The organism is Chryseobacterium sp. 'Rf worker isolate 10' (assembly GCF_050753305.1).
Taxonomy (GTDB): Bacteria; Bacteroidota; Bacteroidia; order Flavobacteriales; family Weeksellaceae; genus Chryseobacterium.
Genome location: NZ_JBOZOF010000004.1, coordinates 259,734 through 274,353, shown reverse-complemented (window position 1 = coordinate 274,353; position 14,620 = coordinate 259,734). Strand labels below are relative to the sequence as shown.

Annotated in this window: 14 protein-coding genes; 4 read left to right on the top strand and 10 right to left on the bottom strand. The window is 36.3% G+C overall.

Annotation, left to right across the window (positions count from 1 at the left end; all coding sequences use genetic code 11):
- Positions 1-163 precede the first annotated feature (163 nt).
- The 3 genes from LKL37_RS19180 to LKL37_RS19170 all read left to right on the top strand — a co-directional run bounded on the left by LKL37_RS19180 (position 164) and on the right by LKL37_RS19170 (position 2,619).
- Positions 164-682, top strand: coding sequence for a hypothetical protein (locus LKL37_RS19180; RefSeq protein WP_431612048.1), 519 nt, complete (start codon positions 164-166; stop codon positions 680-682).
- Between the two features lie 77 nt (positions 683-759).
- Positions 760-1,644 carry a transketolase gene (locus LKL37_RS19175; RefSeq protein WP_228406948.1) on the top strand — a complete coding sequence of 295 codons (885 nt, stop codon included), beginning with the start codon at positions 760-762 and terminating at the stop codon, positions 1,642-1,644.
- 30 nt (positions 1,645-1,674) lie between these two features.
- Positions 1,675-2,619, top strand: a complete 945-nt coding sequence (locus tag LKL37_RS19170; protein WP_431612047.1) for a transketolase family protein — start codon at positions 1,675-1,677, stop codon at positions 2,617-2,619.
- Positions 2,620-2,813: 194 nt separating this feature from the next.
- On the opposite strand, the gene LKL37_RS19165 is transcribed toward LKL37_RS19170, so the two are convergent.
- From LKL37_RS19165 to LKL37_RS19135, 7 genes are all read right to left on the bottom strand, one after another.
- Positions 2,814-3,332 carry a hypothetical protein gene (locus tag LKL37_RS19165; RefSeq protein WP_431612046.1) on the bottom strand — a complete coding sequence of 173 codons (519 nt, stop codon included), beginning with the start codon at positions 3,330-3,332 and terminating at the stop codon, positions 2,814-2,816.
- Positions 3,310-3,789, bottom strand: a complete 480-nt coding sequence (locus tag LKL37_RS19160) for a hypothetical protein (RefSeq protein WP_431612045.1) — start codon at positions 3,787-3,789, stop codon at positions 3,310-3,312. Before LKL37_RS19160 ends, LKL37_RS19165 begins: the two co-directional genes overlap by 23 nt.
- 144 nt (positions 3,790-3,933) lie before the next feature.
- Entirely contained in the window at positions 3,934-4,467 is a 534-nt protein-coding gene (locus tag LKL37_RS19155; protein WP_431612044.1) for a DUF4303 domain-containing protein, read from the bottom strand.
- A 99-nt stretch (positions 4,468-4,566) separates the two neighbouring features.
- Positions 4,567-4,743, bottom strand: coding sequence for a DUF6903 family protein (locus LKL37_RS19150; RefSeq protein WP_431612043.1), 177 nt, complete (start codon positions 4,741-4,743; stop codon positions 4,567-4,569).
- Positions 4,744-4,768: 25 nt separating this feature from the next.
- Positions 4,769-5,722 carry a DUF3829 domain-containing protein gene (locus tag LKL37_RS19145; protein ID WP_431612042.1) on the bottom strand — a complete coding sequence of 318 codons (954 nt, stop codon included), beginning with the start codon at positions 5,720-5,722 and terminating at the stop codon, positions 4,769-4,771.
- Between the two features lie 29 nt (positions 5,723-5,751).
- On the bottom strand, positions 5,752-6,213 hold the full coding sequence (locus tag LKL37_RS19140; RefSeq protein WP_431612041.1) for a hypothetical protein: 462 nt from the start codon (positions 6,211-6,213) through the stop codon (positions 5,752-5,754).
- Positions 6,214-6,231: 18 nt separating this feature from the next.
- Entirely contained in the window at positions 6,232-6,552 is a 321-nt protein-coding gene (locus LKL37_RS19135) for a DUF4870 domain-containing protein (protein ID WP_431612040.1), read from the bottom strand.
- A gap of 238 nt (positions 6,553-6,790) precedes the next feature.
- Between LKL37_RS19135 and LKL37_RS19130 the strand changes: the two genes are divergently transcribed.
- The gene (locus tag LKL37_RS19130) at positions 6,791-8,641 is read left to right on the top strand and encodes a helix-turn-helix transcriptional regulator (RefSeq protein ID WP_431612039.1); all 1,851 of its coding nucleotides are present in this window, start codon (positions 6,791-6,793) and stop codon (positions 8,639-8,641) included.
- A gap of 134 nt (positions 8,642-8,775) precedes the next feature.
- Here LKL37_RS19130 and LKL37_RS19125 read toward each other — a convergent pair whose 3' ends face one another.
- The 3 genes from LKL37_RS19125 to LKL37_RS19115 form a co-directional block, all read right to left on the bottom strand.
- Positions 8,776-9,153: a hypothetical protein gene (locus tag LKL37_RS19125; RefSeq protein ID WP_414843949.1), complete on the bottom strand. Its 378-nt coding sequence runs from the start codon at positions 9,151-9,153 to the stop codon at positions 8,776-8,778.
- Between the two features lie 69 nt (positions 9,154-9,222).
- Positions 9,223-9,693 carry an Lrp/AsnC family transcriptional regulator gene (locus LKL37_RS19120; protein ID WP_034696982.1) on the bottom strand — a complete coding sequence of 157 codons (471 nt, stop codon included), beginning with the start codon at positions 9,691-9,693 and terminating at the stop codon, positions 9,223-9,225.
- Between the two features lie 134 nt (positions 9,694-9,827).
- The gene (locus LKL37_RS19115) at positions 9,828-14,618 is read right to left on the bottom strand and encodes a translocation/assembly module TamB (RefSeq protein ID WP_431612038.1); all 4,791 of its coding nucleotides are present in this window, start codon (positions 14,616-14,618) and stop codon (positions 9,828-9,830) included.
- Between the last annotated feature and the right edge of the window lie 2 nt (positions 14,619-14,620).

Genomic DNA, 14,620 nt, shown 5'->3' with positions numbered 1-14,620 from the left:
TCCTGCTACTATAAAGCATCACAATCAATAAATATTTTTCTTTTTTTTCTTTTCCGTAAAATAACTGATTTTATAGACTTTTCGTTTTGATTATCTTTGGCATGAAAAATATCAACATCATTCCAAAATTTATCAAAACAAAAAAAATAGAAACTTAAAAACTATGAAAAAACCAATCTCAATTCTCCTGTTTTCATTAACATTTGGATTCATGAGTGCTCAGGAAAATTTTGAAGTCTCAACATTACGAATCGGGCCCTTTAAAGTTTTCATGCCTAAGGTTGACGCTGAAAAGATAGCCGGAACAAAACTGATAAACTCTGGCGGAGAAAAGAAGAATCTGGTAAAATATAATGGAGAAACCATCCAGATTGATCTTTTTGATAATTATATTAATGAAGCCAATCCAAGCGTTCCTTCCATTACCTATATGACCACTTCGAGTAAAAAATTTAAGACCAAAAGCGGAATCGGGGTGGGAAGCACAAGGGATGATCTGATCAATGCTTATAGAAATTATGCTAACTTCAGTGTACGTCCGGACTGGGATTCTAATGGCAAACCAATTAAAGATACCGGTTATTTTAATCTTGAAGACAGCCAGGCAGGAACGTTGTTAAGTTTTAAATTTGTTAATAATATTGTGACAGAAATTTCCGTTTACCTGAATGAAGGCTGTTAAAAGCGGGAAAATATTCAAATTAATCAAAATCCGGGTTTTAACATCCGGATTTTTGCATTTCCATAAGCCGGTAAAAAATTGTAAATTCGCATGCAAATAAATCAGATATAATGAGTAAAAGTATTGAAGAGTTAAAAACTCTTACTACGCAGATCAGAAGAGACATTTTAAGAATGGTTCATGCTGTAAATTCAGGACACCCGGGTGGCAGCTTAGGTTGTACAGAGTTCTTCACAGCCCTTTACGGAAAGGTAATGAACTATAAACTTCCTTTCACAATGGAAGGCAAAAATGAGGATCATTTTTATCTATCAAACGGACACATTTCTCCGGTATTCTACTCTACTTTAGCAAGATTCGGTTTCTTCCCGGTAGAAGAACTGAGTACTTTCAGAAAATTAGATTCAAGATTACAGGGGCACCCAACTACTCATGAAGGTCTTCCGGGAATCAGAATTGCTTCAGGTTCTCTAGGACAAGGACTTTCTGTAGCACTTGGAGTGGCTCAGGGTAAAAAATTAGATGGTGATCAGTCTCTTGTTTACTCTCTTCACGGAGATGGTGAGCTTCAGGAAGGCCAGATCTGGGAAGCATTGATGTATGCTTCTGCTAAAAAGGTAGATAATATCATTTCTACTATTGATTATAACGGACGTCAGATTGACGGAGATACAGATGATGTATTAAGTTTAGGAAATCTTCACGCCAAATTAGAGGCATTCGGATGGATTGTTTTGGAAGAAAAGAACGGTAATGATCTTGAAGCTGTTATTGCAATCCTTGAGAAAGCAAAAACAGAAACAGGAAAAGGGAAACCGGTAGCAATTCTTCTTCACACCGAAATGGGTTACGGGGTAGATTATATGATGGGATCTCATGCTTGGCATGGTAAAGCTCCTAATGATGAGCAGTTGGAAACAGCATTCAAGCAATTGTACCTAGAAGCTCCGGCTGATTACTAATATCTTAACATCTCGATTAATACAATAAAAATGAAATATACATATACAGAAAAAAAGGACACTCGTTCAGGATTCGGAGCAGGATTAGCAGAACTGGCGGACAAAAACCCTAATGTAGTAGCACTTTGTGCAGACCTTATCGGTTCTTTGAAAATGGAGAAATTCATTGAAAAAGCACCGGAAAGATTTTTTCAGATAGGTATTGCAGAAGCGAACATGATGGGAATTGCTGCAGGTCTTAGCATTACAGGAAAAATTCCTTTCACAGGAACTTTTGCTAACTTCTCTACTTCAAGAGTATATGACCAGATTCGTCAGTCTATCGCTTATTCTAACAAAAATGTAAAAATCTGTGCATCTCACGCAGGTCTTACGTTAGGAGAAGATGGGGCAACTCACCAGGTTCTTGAAGATATCGGTATGATGAAAATGCTTCCTGGAATGACAGTGATCAACACTTGTGACTACAACCAGACCAAAGCTGCTACATTAGCCATTGCAGATTTTGAAGGTCCTGTATATTTAAGATTCGGAAGACCGGTAGTTCCTGTATTCATTCCGGAAGATATGCCTTTCGAAATCGGAAAAGGAATCATGCTTCAGGAAGGTACCGATGTAACAATTGTTGCAACAGGACACCTTGTATGGGAATCTCTTGTAGCTGCTGATGAGCTTGAGAAAGAAGGTATTTCTTGTGAAGTTATCAACATTCACACGATCAAGCCTCTTGATGAAGAAATCATTTTAAAATCTGTTGAAAAAACAGGTAAGATTGTAACGGCTGAGGAGCACAACTACCTTGGAGGTTTAGGAGAATCTGTTGCAGGTATGCTTGCAAGAAGAAGACCTACAAAACAGGAGTTTGTAGCAGTAAACGATACTTTCGGAGAGTCTGCAACACCTGCTGAACTAATGAAAAAGTACAAAATTGATTCTGCTGCAGTAAAAGAAGCTGTAAAAAGAATTTTAGCTTAATATAAGCTATTTTATATAGACAAAACTCGGCGGTTTCTTCGAAACCGCCGAGTTTTTTTATTGAGTAGTAAAAGTTGATTGTTTGCTGCGTATAAACCACCCCGTCAAAAATTCTTTGAATTTCTGCCACCCTCCAGAGGAGGGGAATGGTTATGCCTCAATTCTTCATCGTATTAGTTTTTACCCTTTATTATTTATTGTTCATCCTTAATCAGGGGAATTCCTACGGCAATCAGAACCGGACACAATATTTCTTTGATGTATTCATCTTCTCTTCTGTCTGAAGCTTTTGAACCTGAAAAATAATTGCTGATCCTGTAGTTTTTCACAAACTGGTTTCTTTTTTTCCCGATTGAATAATAGTACGTTCCTCTTTCATCATTTACGAAATAGGTCATTTCATCAAAATTCATCAGCTTTTTGGAGAGTAAAAGTTTTCTGTAAATACACTTTTCTGATTTATCAAAAATAAATTTTACCGGAATTCTGAAAACCAGATCAAAAAGAAAATAGATCATATAAACAGACCATACTCCTATTGCGATTTTAAACTGGTCCCCTGACATTTTATCCATAAAACAGTAGATGATCACAGGAAGGGCAATCACACCCAATACAAGCCACCATACTAAAGTCCGTAGAAAACTGTAATTGGGCATAAAACTTATTTCACTTCCGTTTTCTTCAAACTTATAACGGTCTCTGATATCCATTTTCAGGAGTATTGATGTTCATAATATCCTCTGTTTCGTTGACCATTTTCTGTATTCCTTTTTGGGTAAGAGCCTGGCCTATAGTAAGCTGTTTCTCTTTGCCATCCACTTCGAAATAAATAGACAGTATCACATTTGTGGTAATAAAACCCATGTATTTTGTGGCCAGCACATGGAAATTTCTAAAATTCTCTAAAGGATATGTTCTTGCCGGAACAAAAATGGTATGCTTTCCGGTAATCGTTTTACGATCCATATCGATGATGAATTTCTTGGTAAAGAAGTTGATTAAAATAAGTACCACTACCGCAATAATAATATAGCTCCCGGTTCTTACACTATTAAAAATTAATCCTGCAACAATCAGAAAAAGGATACAGAGCACCGTGATAAACACGGGCTGATTTTTAAAAATATATTGGTTTCCTTCCTGTTTGTAAAATTTGTAGTTGTTCATAATTTAATTGATTTTCTTTATAATTTGGTGTGATATCTAATGGTTTAGAAGTAGTTTATGAAAGTTAATAAGAGGCTTCTGAGACAATTAATTTATCTGGCTTCATATGTATATTTAAAGTGTTTTTTTTAATTCCTCATTCTTTTAATTGCCCCAGGTAGCCATCCAGTCCAGATATTCACTTTTATAGTCATTATCATTGAGTCTGATGATGAGATCCTGCAGATCCTTTTTATCAAACTCATAATCTGAAACCGTAAAAATCAGGAACACCTCTTTCCCTGTAATCTTTGTGAAAAAGTTTTCATTTTTAAGCTTTTCCAGTACTTCAATACAGATGGAATATAGCTTAGTCTGAAAACCTTCAAACCATTGATCATCGTCATCATGTTTATAAAGCTCTGTCCTCAGCTGGGTACAGATTTCATCGAATTCTTCATCAGCGCCCTGCATTTCATAAGCCCATTCTGCCGGCTCATACTTATAATAAAGTACATCATCTTCATCTGCCCCTTCCATTACTTTCATAGTATTGGATGCAGGGCATACCGTCATTGCACCTTCATCACTGTATAACGCAAAACTGTATATTTCTTCCGCTCCGTGTTTTTCATACATTTCTAAAAAAGCTTTCTTAGCAGCATCTTCTATCTTCTCTTTCAAAATTTCAAAATTCATATTTCGTTTCTTTTTTAAAAGTGGGCGGTAAAATTACCTTTATCCTGTCAAATCAGCTCATTATATTCACTAAAGGTATAGCCAGTTTCGTGATTATGGCTATCTGTTTTTATTATACAGGATCAATCCGGGGATCAAAATAGCTGCTCCAGCTAGCATAGGGGCCAATTCTCCATATTTGAACAACCAGGAAGTTTCTCTGGATGGTCCTATTTTAATAACTACTACCAGGCAGAATCCTATCAGAATCAGAATAATTCCAACTATTTTTTTCATAGTATCAAGTTTAATTATTAGTAAATCAGTCTACAAAAGTGTTATAACGATCAAGCACATAACCAGATTCCCTTTCCAGATCATCAAGATTACTGTTCAGTTCCTGACTATTTTCATTCAGGCTTCGCTGCACAATCCGCATTTTACCGAGAAAATCATTTACAGAATTATTAAATGCCTGATAACTGCTTTCTTTTTGTTTTTCAGAAGACGGAATCTTTTCGTTGATATTCCTGTTGTATAATTTTTCCATCTGCTGATATTGCTGGGAAAATTTATTTTTGTAGGCATTCATATCCGTTACATGATAAGAATCGTCAATGATTTTCTGCGTCAACTCCATCGTTTCTCTGGATTGGAGGATCTGTATTTTAAGCGGATGATCTTTAAGAGTTTCCATTTCGGCTTTGTCTGCTTTTGGGGAAAGTTTTGCAAACAGCTCGGTGGCTGCAGTGCGGTTTTCCTGAATAAGCTTTTTTGCTTTTTCAGTAATTTCTGTTACTTTTTTTCCTTTATCATCTTTCCAGTCTTCTGCTTCTTTATAGGTTTCGAGCTCTTTCTTTAGGGCTTCCAGTTGAGTCGTTGTATTCTTCATTGTATCAACCAAACCCTGAAATTCTTTCCCTAGTACATCCGGAGCCTTCAGTTCCTGATGGGAATACATCATGATGGTAGGAGTAAAAGTGGGTGAAATTCCGGAAAACTGCGGATTGGCAGCTGCATTCTTCACAAATTCATCCATTTGGATCAATGAGTTCTGAAAGTTTTTGATAAAATCCGATTGAGCATCATCCATTTTTACCACTTTATTATTAAAGGAAATAATATCCCTGTTGGTATCTCCGGAGTTAACACTGAAAGGATTGATCTGTTTGCTCTCATTCTGCGAAAGTTTTTCTTTCATCTTTTCCAGCTTATCACATGAGATGACAGAAAAGTTCAGGAAAAGTATTCCTGCTATAATTATTGATCTTTTCATAGTTCTGTATTCAATTGTAATAGGTGTTTTTATCTGATTTTCACATTCACATCTTCAAGTTCATTGGTAATCTCCTGTATTATTTTTTTGCTGAAAGACTGTGATATTAAAGGACGTTTAAGATTTGATACATTTTTAAAATTAGCATATAAATAACATCCTATGGGAATAAATCCCACCCGGAATGCATGCACCTCAAAGCCTTCAAAATCTTCCATTTTGTAAATGAATTTCTTCCGGACCAAACCGCTGTTCGTTACGGTAAGCAAATGATTTTGTGCATCAAAATTAATTTTCGGTGGAATAAAAGAAACAATGGAGAGCAATAATGAAAAGATAAGCAAAGCAATGCCTGTTTTCAGATAATTGGTATTGATGATCAGAAATACAGAAATACAAACCCAGGCTACTACTATAACATGCTGAAATGCTATATACTGCTTCACCTGATATTCTGGACCTTCTTTTTTTAAATGTTTAAAATCGTTCATATTCAGAAGCTCCAATGGTTATCCAATGAAAGAGAACTTGTCTTCAAACATTTTCCCGATCAATGGTAAAGGTTTTTCAACATTATTGGCTGCATTAATGATTCCTATGATCATTAATATCAACGGGATAAATCCAAATATTCCCAAGATTCCAATTTTAGTGGCCACCAGCAGAACATTCAGAATAATAGATAAAACAATTGAAAAGATAAGCAAACCTAACGATTGCTTCAGATGATATTTTAAAAGACTGTTTGATTTTTCTTTTCCGATAACAAAAGAAATCAACCATCCGAAAAGAGTAATGTAAGAAACAATAGATAATGTTTTGTTGTTCATAACTGTAAAATTTTAAATTAATATTCTTTGATTTTCTCTGGTTTAAAATTGCATCAGAAAAATAATCCTCCCTTGATTTATACAACTACAAAACACCTTCAACTCAAAATACCAATGACTACAAAACGTCTACAAAAACAAACAACAAACTAATTAACAACAACTTACACACACTCCATCTATACACTTTTTTAGATAGAAAATTGACGAATGTCTACAATTTTTGTACTTTCACCCTATGAAATTAAAGTACTTACTTATCTATTGTATACTTTTTATCTGCACCTTATATCCCGCACAGAATACATTGATTGATGGTCTTAAAAACCAATTGAACGGAGATGATATTTCAACTGCAGAAAAATTCAGAATTTACAATGAGCTTACCGAATATTACAGAGTCAGCGATGAATATTCTACAGCTGAAAAATACGTTCAGCAGCAGCTGGAGCTTGCCAAAAAAGAAAAAAATGCTGCCGAGGAAGTAAAAGCTCTTACCCAAAAAGGTATCATTAAACTTAATCAGTCTGAATACGATAAAATCCCCTCAATCATTGATGCAGTAAATGCAATTGTTCAGAGGAGCAATAATAAAGCAGCCCTGCTGTATGCTAACTATCTGAACATTTACTACAGCAATGCTTTAGCCGAACCTGAAAACACCATAAAACTCATCCAGAAGACGCTTCCGCTCATTGAAAAACAGCCTTCGGAAATCATGCTGAATGCAAAGCTTAATTATCTTCTTTACGGAATTTATACAGAATGGAATGATGCTGAAAATGCTACCAAATATGCAAAAAAAGCTATTGAACTTGCTGAGAAATCAGGAAATAAAAATTTACTAAGTTCTGCTTATTCTGCTCTTGCAGTCTCTTATTCTTTTCAATATGAAAAAACAGGTAATCAGAAAGACCTGAAACCTGTGATTGAAATGTGCAAAAAGGCCGTCGCTCTGTATCATCAGTTTCCAGGGTATGTTTCGGCACATGTGCAGGCCATGGCATTATTGAATCTTATTAATTATTATTTGAATTATCCCGTTATGACTCCGGAAATTCGTTCCGAAATTCAAAATAATGCTAACGAAATTCTTACCCTTACTCAGCATACCACTCTCAACCAGGGTATTCAGGCAGGAGCACTTGGAGTTTTAAGTAATCTTGCCTCACGGGATCAGAATGATGCTTTATCAGAACAATATCTTCTAAAAGCTGAACAGATTCTCCTAACTCAAAAGCCTGTTTATTACCATGTCATGATCAACGTAGTGAAAGATCTTGCGCAACTGTATGCAAAACAAAAGAATTATCAGAAGGCCTATGAATATGAATCAAAGGTAACAGAATACAGTAATCTTCTCTTTAATGAAGGACAGGCTGAAACAGCAAAAAAACTGGAAGCTCAATACCAATCTCAAAAGAAAGAATCTGAACTCAGATCTCTTACCGAAAAAACGGCCAGCCTAAAAAAAGAAAAACTCCTGTATATCGGGTTGGGTATTATCGGGTTGATTGGAACATTTTTTATGTTCCGTTCCTACCATTTTAAACTGCGCTATTCTATTGAAAGAGAAAATAAGCTGGATACTGAAAAGCACGAAGCGGAAATGCAGATCAAACTTCAGGAAGAAGAACAGGCAAGATTAAAAGCTGAGCAGGAACTTCTTACACTTCAGCAGCAAAGACTTCAAAGTGAGGTATTGGCCAGCCAGCTTCATATTCAGCATAAGAATGAAGTTCTTCAGCAGCTTCAGACCCAGCTTTCTGATACGGATATCAATATTCACCAGGTTGTAAAAGGAGAAAACCGTGTGGACAATGATTTTGAAAAGATCAGATTCACGATTCAGGAGCTACATCCTGATTTCTTTAAAAATATCAATGACAGAGCAAAACAAAAGCTTACCGCTCTGGATCTGAAATACTGCGCTTACATTTATCTCGGAATGGATACCAAACAAATAGCCAATCTCCTCAACGTGGAGCCCAAAAGCGTAAGAATGACCAAATACCGCCTAAAAAAGAAATTTGCACTGGATGAAAATATGGCTTTAGAATTATTTTTCCAGGGTGTGTTTTCTAAGTAAACAAATCAACTTATTCCTGAAAGCTTTTTAAGCTATTAAATCTGTCTCTGTAGAAAGGTCTTATTTAATTCAAAAACCGCTTTTAAATAGGATTTAAAAGCGGTTTATTATGTTTGTACATATTGATTATGTCCTTATTTAAAAAACTTCCATTTCGGGATAATGGCAAGCATACCAAATCCTGTGAAAAGGAAAAGATTGGTAACATCCGTATACAAAAATGTAGACAGATAGTAATTATGCATAAAGAAGTGCAGTACCAGTAAAGCAGGAAACATAAAGATTCCTATTTTTCGGTAAAAAAACATCAGTACCAATCCGATCATCATCAGCAAGTCAATTGAAAAAATAACATAGAAATACCACCTTGGAATCTGCAGATATTCATGCTGCAGATATTCATCCACATCAATTCCCAGTCCCATTATGGTAAACAACATTAAAGCTGCAAATGCCAGTACAAATCCCCATCCTTTCTTTGGATCTTCGTCAAAATAGCTGTATTCTTCCATACCTGCAAAAATAAAGAACTTATGAGAGATTTCATAAGTTCTTTTATAATTATTCGTTTAAAATTTGACTTACACAGAGATAGCGTTGATCAGTCTGTTTTTGTCACTTAAGAATTCTTCCATAGAAATCATACTTTCAGTTCTCATTACGTCCTGAATGTCGTCTATCTGGTAAATGATTCTTTTAGCATCATCAGTATTCTTAGCTCTTACTTTACAGAAAATATTATATTTTCCGGAAATAACGCTAGCTTCGATTACGTTAGGTAAAGTTGACAATTCTTTCAATACTTCCTGAGTACGGTTTGATTTTGTCAAAAGGATACCTATGAAAGCTGTGAAGTGATAATCAAGCTTACCATAATCGATATTAAGAGATGATCCCAAAATAATACCTGCATCTTCCATCTTTTTCACTCTTACGTGAATTGTTCCAGCAGAAACGTCCATCTGCTTTGCAATTTCTGTAAAAGGCATTCTTGTGTTTTCTACTAAGAAATCAAGAATCTTCTTGTCTATTTCGTCCAGTTGATAGTTCATATTAGTTAAATTACAATTTCTTTAAAAAACCTATGTATTTTTTGCAAATTTACGAAAAATAATTTAACTAAGAAATACATATCAAATATTAACAATAATTAACACAGATGATAAAAATCATTAAAATATTCTAATTATTTAGCATTTGATTTTATAGAATCTGTTTTTATTTCACCTTTTGCATCTGGAGTTTTTTTGTCTTTTTTCTTCTTTTTAAACAAAGAATTAAAGCTTTTACTCCACACTACCCCTCCTCCATAGGCTTGATTTGCAGAACCGTTTGTACTCACCATTCCGATGTTCGTAGGCTTGGAATAAGCACGTATTACCAGCGTTCCGTCATTCTTCTTCGATAAGTCGTACTCTACAGAGCCTTCTGTAGACAAATAGTTATTCTGTGCACCATCGGTTTTGGATAGTGGAATACCCAAACCGGTTTTTATATTCACTCTTGGGGAAAGGGCTACGCTTACTCCGGCATTGGCTCTGTCTCCAAAGTTGGAATTCTGATCCCCTTTTACATAATTAAGGTCAATCTGGAATTCATTACTCATTGTATTAAGCACAGATCCTAATTGCTTCAAGAGCATATTGTACCCTGAAGACTCTGCTACGTTTCCTACATTTACATCTACTCCACCCGTGTTTGATACGTTGAAGGTACTCAATAGCAATACAGAACCAAACTGAAGAACTTTCTCTCCCTCCTGGCTCATTTTTGCAGCAAGAGTTTCTCTTACCTGGCTGGATACATCCATTGCAGTCACATTAAGATCAATCTGAGGGTCTACCAACGACTGGGTAATGTGCGCCTGCAGCAAAATACTGATAGGCTGTAGTTTTCCCATACTCAGGTATTCCCCGGCATTGGAAACCATTCTTATATAGTTGGCATTGATATCTAAAGTAGGTTTCATGGCATCCCCGTCCCATCTGATACTACTGTTTCTCTCAATCTGGAACGTCTTATTAAGAATTGCCTTAGAGACAAATGTTCCGTTATCTACTTTATAGGTACCACTCATGGCAATATTCCCTTGTCTGTTCATATGGAACCTCAGCGGATCCGCAGATCCTTTTACGGTAATATTTCCTACATCATCTCCTACCAGTACATTTACGGTAGTTCCTTTATCTACAGCCAGATTGAAATCAATATTCATATTGGCTCCTGTTTTCTTCTTTTCTTCCAGGGTAATCAAACCGTCTTTTCCTTCTTTCAGGAACCTCAGCATCTTGAACTCTTCAACGTTGGAAGTAGAACTGGAATTGAAGGTAAAGGTACTTCCGTTAAGCGCCTTCATATTAGGAGTGGTTATACTCAATCCTGAAACAGGTCCATCCACGTACAGATCTCCTTGTCCGTAAACTCTACCCCAAAACAGGTCAAAGTCTTTTTGTGTGGTATTCAGCATCAATAGGTTATCTGCTCTCATTACGAGAGATACCCCCATTGAAGAAAGGGTTTCAAACTGAATCGCCCCGGATATATTCCCTTTGGAATTGGTTCTTCCGTCATGTACCTCAATATTGTTGAGGATGGCCAATCCTTTGGTCAGCTGAATCACAGTATCATCAAATGAGTAATCAACTCCTGTAAACAATAGTTTTAATCCAAAATCTTTTAAAGCAATGTCTCCGCTATAATCCAGATTGCTAAGCTTTCCATTGATTTTAAGATCTCCGGTAGCTTTTCCGCGAATATTTCCAAAAACAGTTTGTACAAACTGCTGGGTAAACGAAAGATCAAAATCACGCATTTCAGCTGTAAGATCAATAATCGGAGAAGAAGTATTATTATTAACTGTTCCTGTCAGGTTAAGGCTGTTATTGCCTAAAACTCCTGCAGAATGTACTTTTACATCAATATCATAAACATTCAGTGAGAAACCATTGGTAGCAGAAATAGAGATATCTCCCATATCATTACCATTCATCTTAATATTATCAATATTAAGATCTACGAGTGGCTGCAGTGTACTTTTATCCATTTTGATCTTGACACTTCCGTTGGCAAGACCTTTTATATCCATGGTATTTCCTCCGGACTGCATTTCCAAAAGCTTTTCTATCGCAAAATCATTGATATCAGCATCTACATAAAAATCTTTTGCTGATTTAAACTGTGCTTCTTTTATAAACAAAGCACTTTTATCGGAATAAACCCTCAGATTTCTGATATCAAAATCTCCTGTGTTTCTTCTGTAAGTAATAGAGTGATTTAGCTCCGGACTTGTATCTATTGCCCAGGTCACCTCATTGAATTTTACTTCTGTAGGTTCAAATTTGAACACATAGTCACCAGCTGCATCAGTAGACTGGTCTACATTGATGGCATATTCTTTAAGCTTTTCATTCAATTCATCATCAGGACTTCCATGCTTAAATGTAGTTGCTAAATGAAGTGTATTTCCATTTTCATTATTCCCTTTCAGCTCAAAGTCTTTGATCACATTTTTATTATAGAGAACCCTGTTGATCCTGGCATACAACTGCTGGTTAAGATCTGCTGTGTTAATTCTAACCTTAACACTATCCACCATTGCACTGTCTCTGTTGATATTCTTTCGGTCATTAATTTTATAATCAGGATTGGAAGATGCCAGTGCCTTATCAGCCTCTGTAATTTCTTCCTCTTTCGTCATCATATATTTCAGAGAGGCTGCATCCAGGTTCAGAATCAGGTTGTTTGAATCTCCGTTATATTCTCCTTCCACAACAGCTCCCTGAGGCAATCTCAGTTCTGGTAAGAAATAATTGACCAATCCTTGCTGAACATCAAACTTCAGGGCAAAATTCTGTCCGCGGTATAACTTTCGCGGTGGTGGTCCTACCAGGATTCTTCCTACTCCGTTTTCTACCATTCCGGCAAGGTCTGCAAGACTGTATCTTCCTGATATTTTACCGGTAGCAGCTCCCGGAGCATCCACATCAATCACACGACCTCCCGCTTCCACGAATGTCTTTAATTTAGCATTCGGAATATTATATTTTTGAGTTGCCGTAGCAAAATTCAGATTATTGGCATTCACATCTAAAGTAAGATCATTGATCGAAGACATAGCCATTTTTCCTTCTACCTGACCACTTACGATCTGACTGCCGGGTTTATTGGTAAAATAGTTCATGTTCAGATAAGTGACATCTGCATTCACATCCATCGAGACTCTTGAAGTACTGAAATCTATTAATCCTTTGATAGTAGCTTTCGCCTGCTCATCATTAACAGTAATCAATCCGTTGTATTTTTTATGATCCAATAATCCATCAAGGTATAGATTATTGATCGTTTTATCCATTATTTCAACACTGGCAATCTGGGATTTGGTCGTCAGACGCATCGTATTGACATCAAAGCTTTGCCCGTTAAGATCAAATTTACCGGAAATCAAGCCTACAGTTTTATTTTTTGTGATAACAGATGTATTCAGGTCTTTCACATCAAGATAACCTGAATATTTTGGCATTGCAGTGCTGTAACCTGTTAAGGTAAGCTTGGATATTTTAGCCTGCCCTATCCCGGTTATTAAATTTCCGTTATCCACATAGATCTGGTCCGGATTTACTTTGGCTGTTCCATTATATTTTAGTTTCCCAAAGTCGTCCGCAAAGTTCTTCATCTTTTTGGAGATAAATGAGGGCATCATTGCTTTTAAATCTTTGTAGGTAAAATCTGTGGAAAGGTCTTTTGTTTCAATCGCAAAGTGTCCTTTCAGCAAATTATCAACCTTCATTGTTTTGGTTGCAATATTAACGTCAGGATTTCTGATCAGGAAATTTTCCAGATGGAATTTATTCAAAGGTCCCGTCATTTTCCCCGCAAGATTGAATGGCTTGATATTATCCCAGTTCGTCACAAAATAACTAATGTCATAACCGCTAAGCTGGCTTCCCTGCTGAATATTCATATCCCAACGCACTTTGTCTGCAAAATCTGCCCAGGATCCGTCATGAAGATTAAATTTAATATCTCCCTGAAGTAAGCTGTGATCTGTATTCAGTGTAAGGTCTTTTAATGACAAAAACTGCTTCGTTAGAGACAGTTCTGTTGAAAAAGTATCCACAAAATGAGATTTCCCCCACCTTGAAGTTACAAATGACATATTATTAATCAACGCCGAAACATTCGGGCCATTGACTTTCACGTTCGGTGCTTTTAAGTTGAACTTAGTTGCTGTCAGCCATTTTCCCTGTTCTCCGGGAGAATTCTCATTGACGATGGAAACTTTAGAATCAATAATCTGAATTCTGGAATTCAGCTGAAAAGGAGGTTTTTTGGGGTCTCTTTTCTTCCCGTTGTCGAAGAGGTCAACAAATCTTACAAAGTTTGATATGCTGTCTCCTTTATAAGTAATTACTTTTACATCAGCATTTACCAGAGCCAGGGAGTTAAAGCTTAAAGAATTACTGTTTCCTGAGATGGCATTTACAGCAAGAGATATCCAGTCTGAATCTGCACGAAACTCTCGGGCTGTGATAAAATTAAATCCTTTATAATCTTTTACTTTTAACCCTTTTACTGTTACATCACCAAAGTAATTAACGTCTACACTTTCTGTGGTAAAGCCTGATTTAAAATCATTATTAACAAGCTTTAGGGCCTGATCTGCTGCCCATTGTTTCGTTACCGGAAGATTAATGGCAATAAGAATCCCCCCCACAAGAACAATACCCAGCCAAAAGAGAATCAGGAGAAGTTTTGCCCACCAGGTATAGCTGGTAACATCCTTCACAGCCTGTTTACCAAACTCTTCAGCTGTTTCCACAGGATGATGTATGGCATCTGAGGCCAGCTCAGATGCTTCTTTTACTGTTTCCCTCACTTTCCCCTCTACATTTTCAACAGTTTTCTGTACCTGATCCCCTAGGTTTTCAGCTACAGATTTTTTATTCTCATTCTCGTTATTATTCTCTAACTTTGCCATTA

Bases quoted from the DNA above. Each gene is read 5' to 3' on its own strand.
- LKL37_RS19180 (WP_431612048.1), top strand. From the start codon at position 164: ATGAAAAAACCAATCTCAATTCTCCTGTTTTCATTAACATTTGGATTC.
- LKL37_RS19125 (WP_414843949.1), bottom strand. From the start codon at position 9,153: ATGGAAGAATACAGCTATTTTGACGAAGATCCAAAGAAAGGATGGGGA.
- LKL37_RS19160 (WP_431612045.1), bottom strand. From the start codon at position 3,789: ATGAACAACTACAAATTTTACAAACAGGAAGGAAACCAATATATTTTT.
- LKL37_RS19165 (WP_431612046.1), bottom strand. From the start codon at position 3,332: ATGGATATCAGAGACCGTTATAAGTTTGAAGAAAACGGAAGTGAAATA.
- LKL37_RS19145 (WP_431612042.1), bottom strand. From the start codon at position 5,722: ATGAAAAGATCAATAATTATAGCAGGAATACTTTTCCTGAACTTTTCT.
- LKL37_RS19130 (WP_431612039.1), top strand. From the start codon at position 6,791: ATGAAATTAAAGTACTTACTTATCTATTGTATACTTTTTATCTGCACC.
- LKL37_RS19140 (WP_431612041.1), bottom strand. From the start codon at position 6,213: ATGAACGATTTTAAACATTTAAAAAAAGAAGGTCCAGAATATCAGGTG.
- LKL37_RS19155 (WP_431612044.1), bottom strand. From the start codon at position 4,467: ATGAATTTTGAAATTTTGAAAGAGAAGATAGAAGATGCTGCTAAGAAA.
- LKL37_RS19115 (WP_431612038.1), bottom strand. From the start codon at position 14,618: ATGGCAAAGTTAGAGAATAATAACGAGAATGAGAATAAAAAATCTGTA.
- LKL37_RS19120 (WP_034696982.1), bottom strand. From the start codon at position 9,693: ATGAACTATCAACTGGACGAAATAGACAAGAAGATTCTTGATTTCTTA.
- LKL37_RS19150 (WP_431612043.1), bottom strand. From the start codon at position 4,743: ATGAAAAAAATAGTTGGAATTATTCTGATTCTGATAGGATTCTGCCTG.
- LKL37_RS19135 (WP_431612040.1), bottom strand. From the start codon at position 6,552: ATGAACAACAAAACATTATCTATTGTTTCTTACATTACTCTTTTCGGA.
- LKL37_RS19170 (WP_431612047.1), top strand. From the start codon at position 1,675: ATGAAATATACATATACAGAAAAAAAGGACACTCGTTCAGGATTCGGA.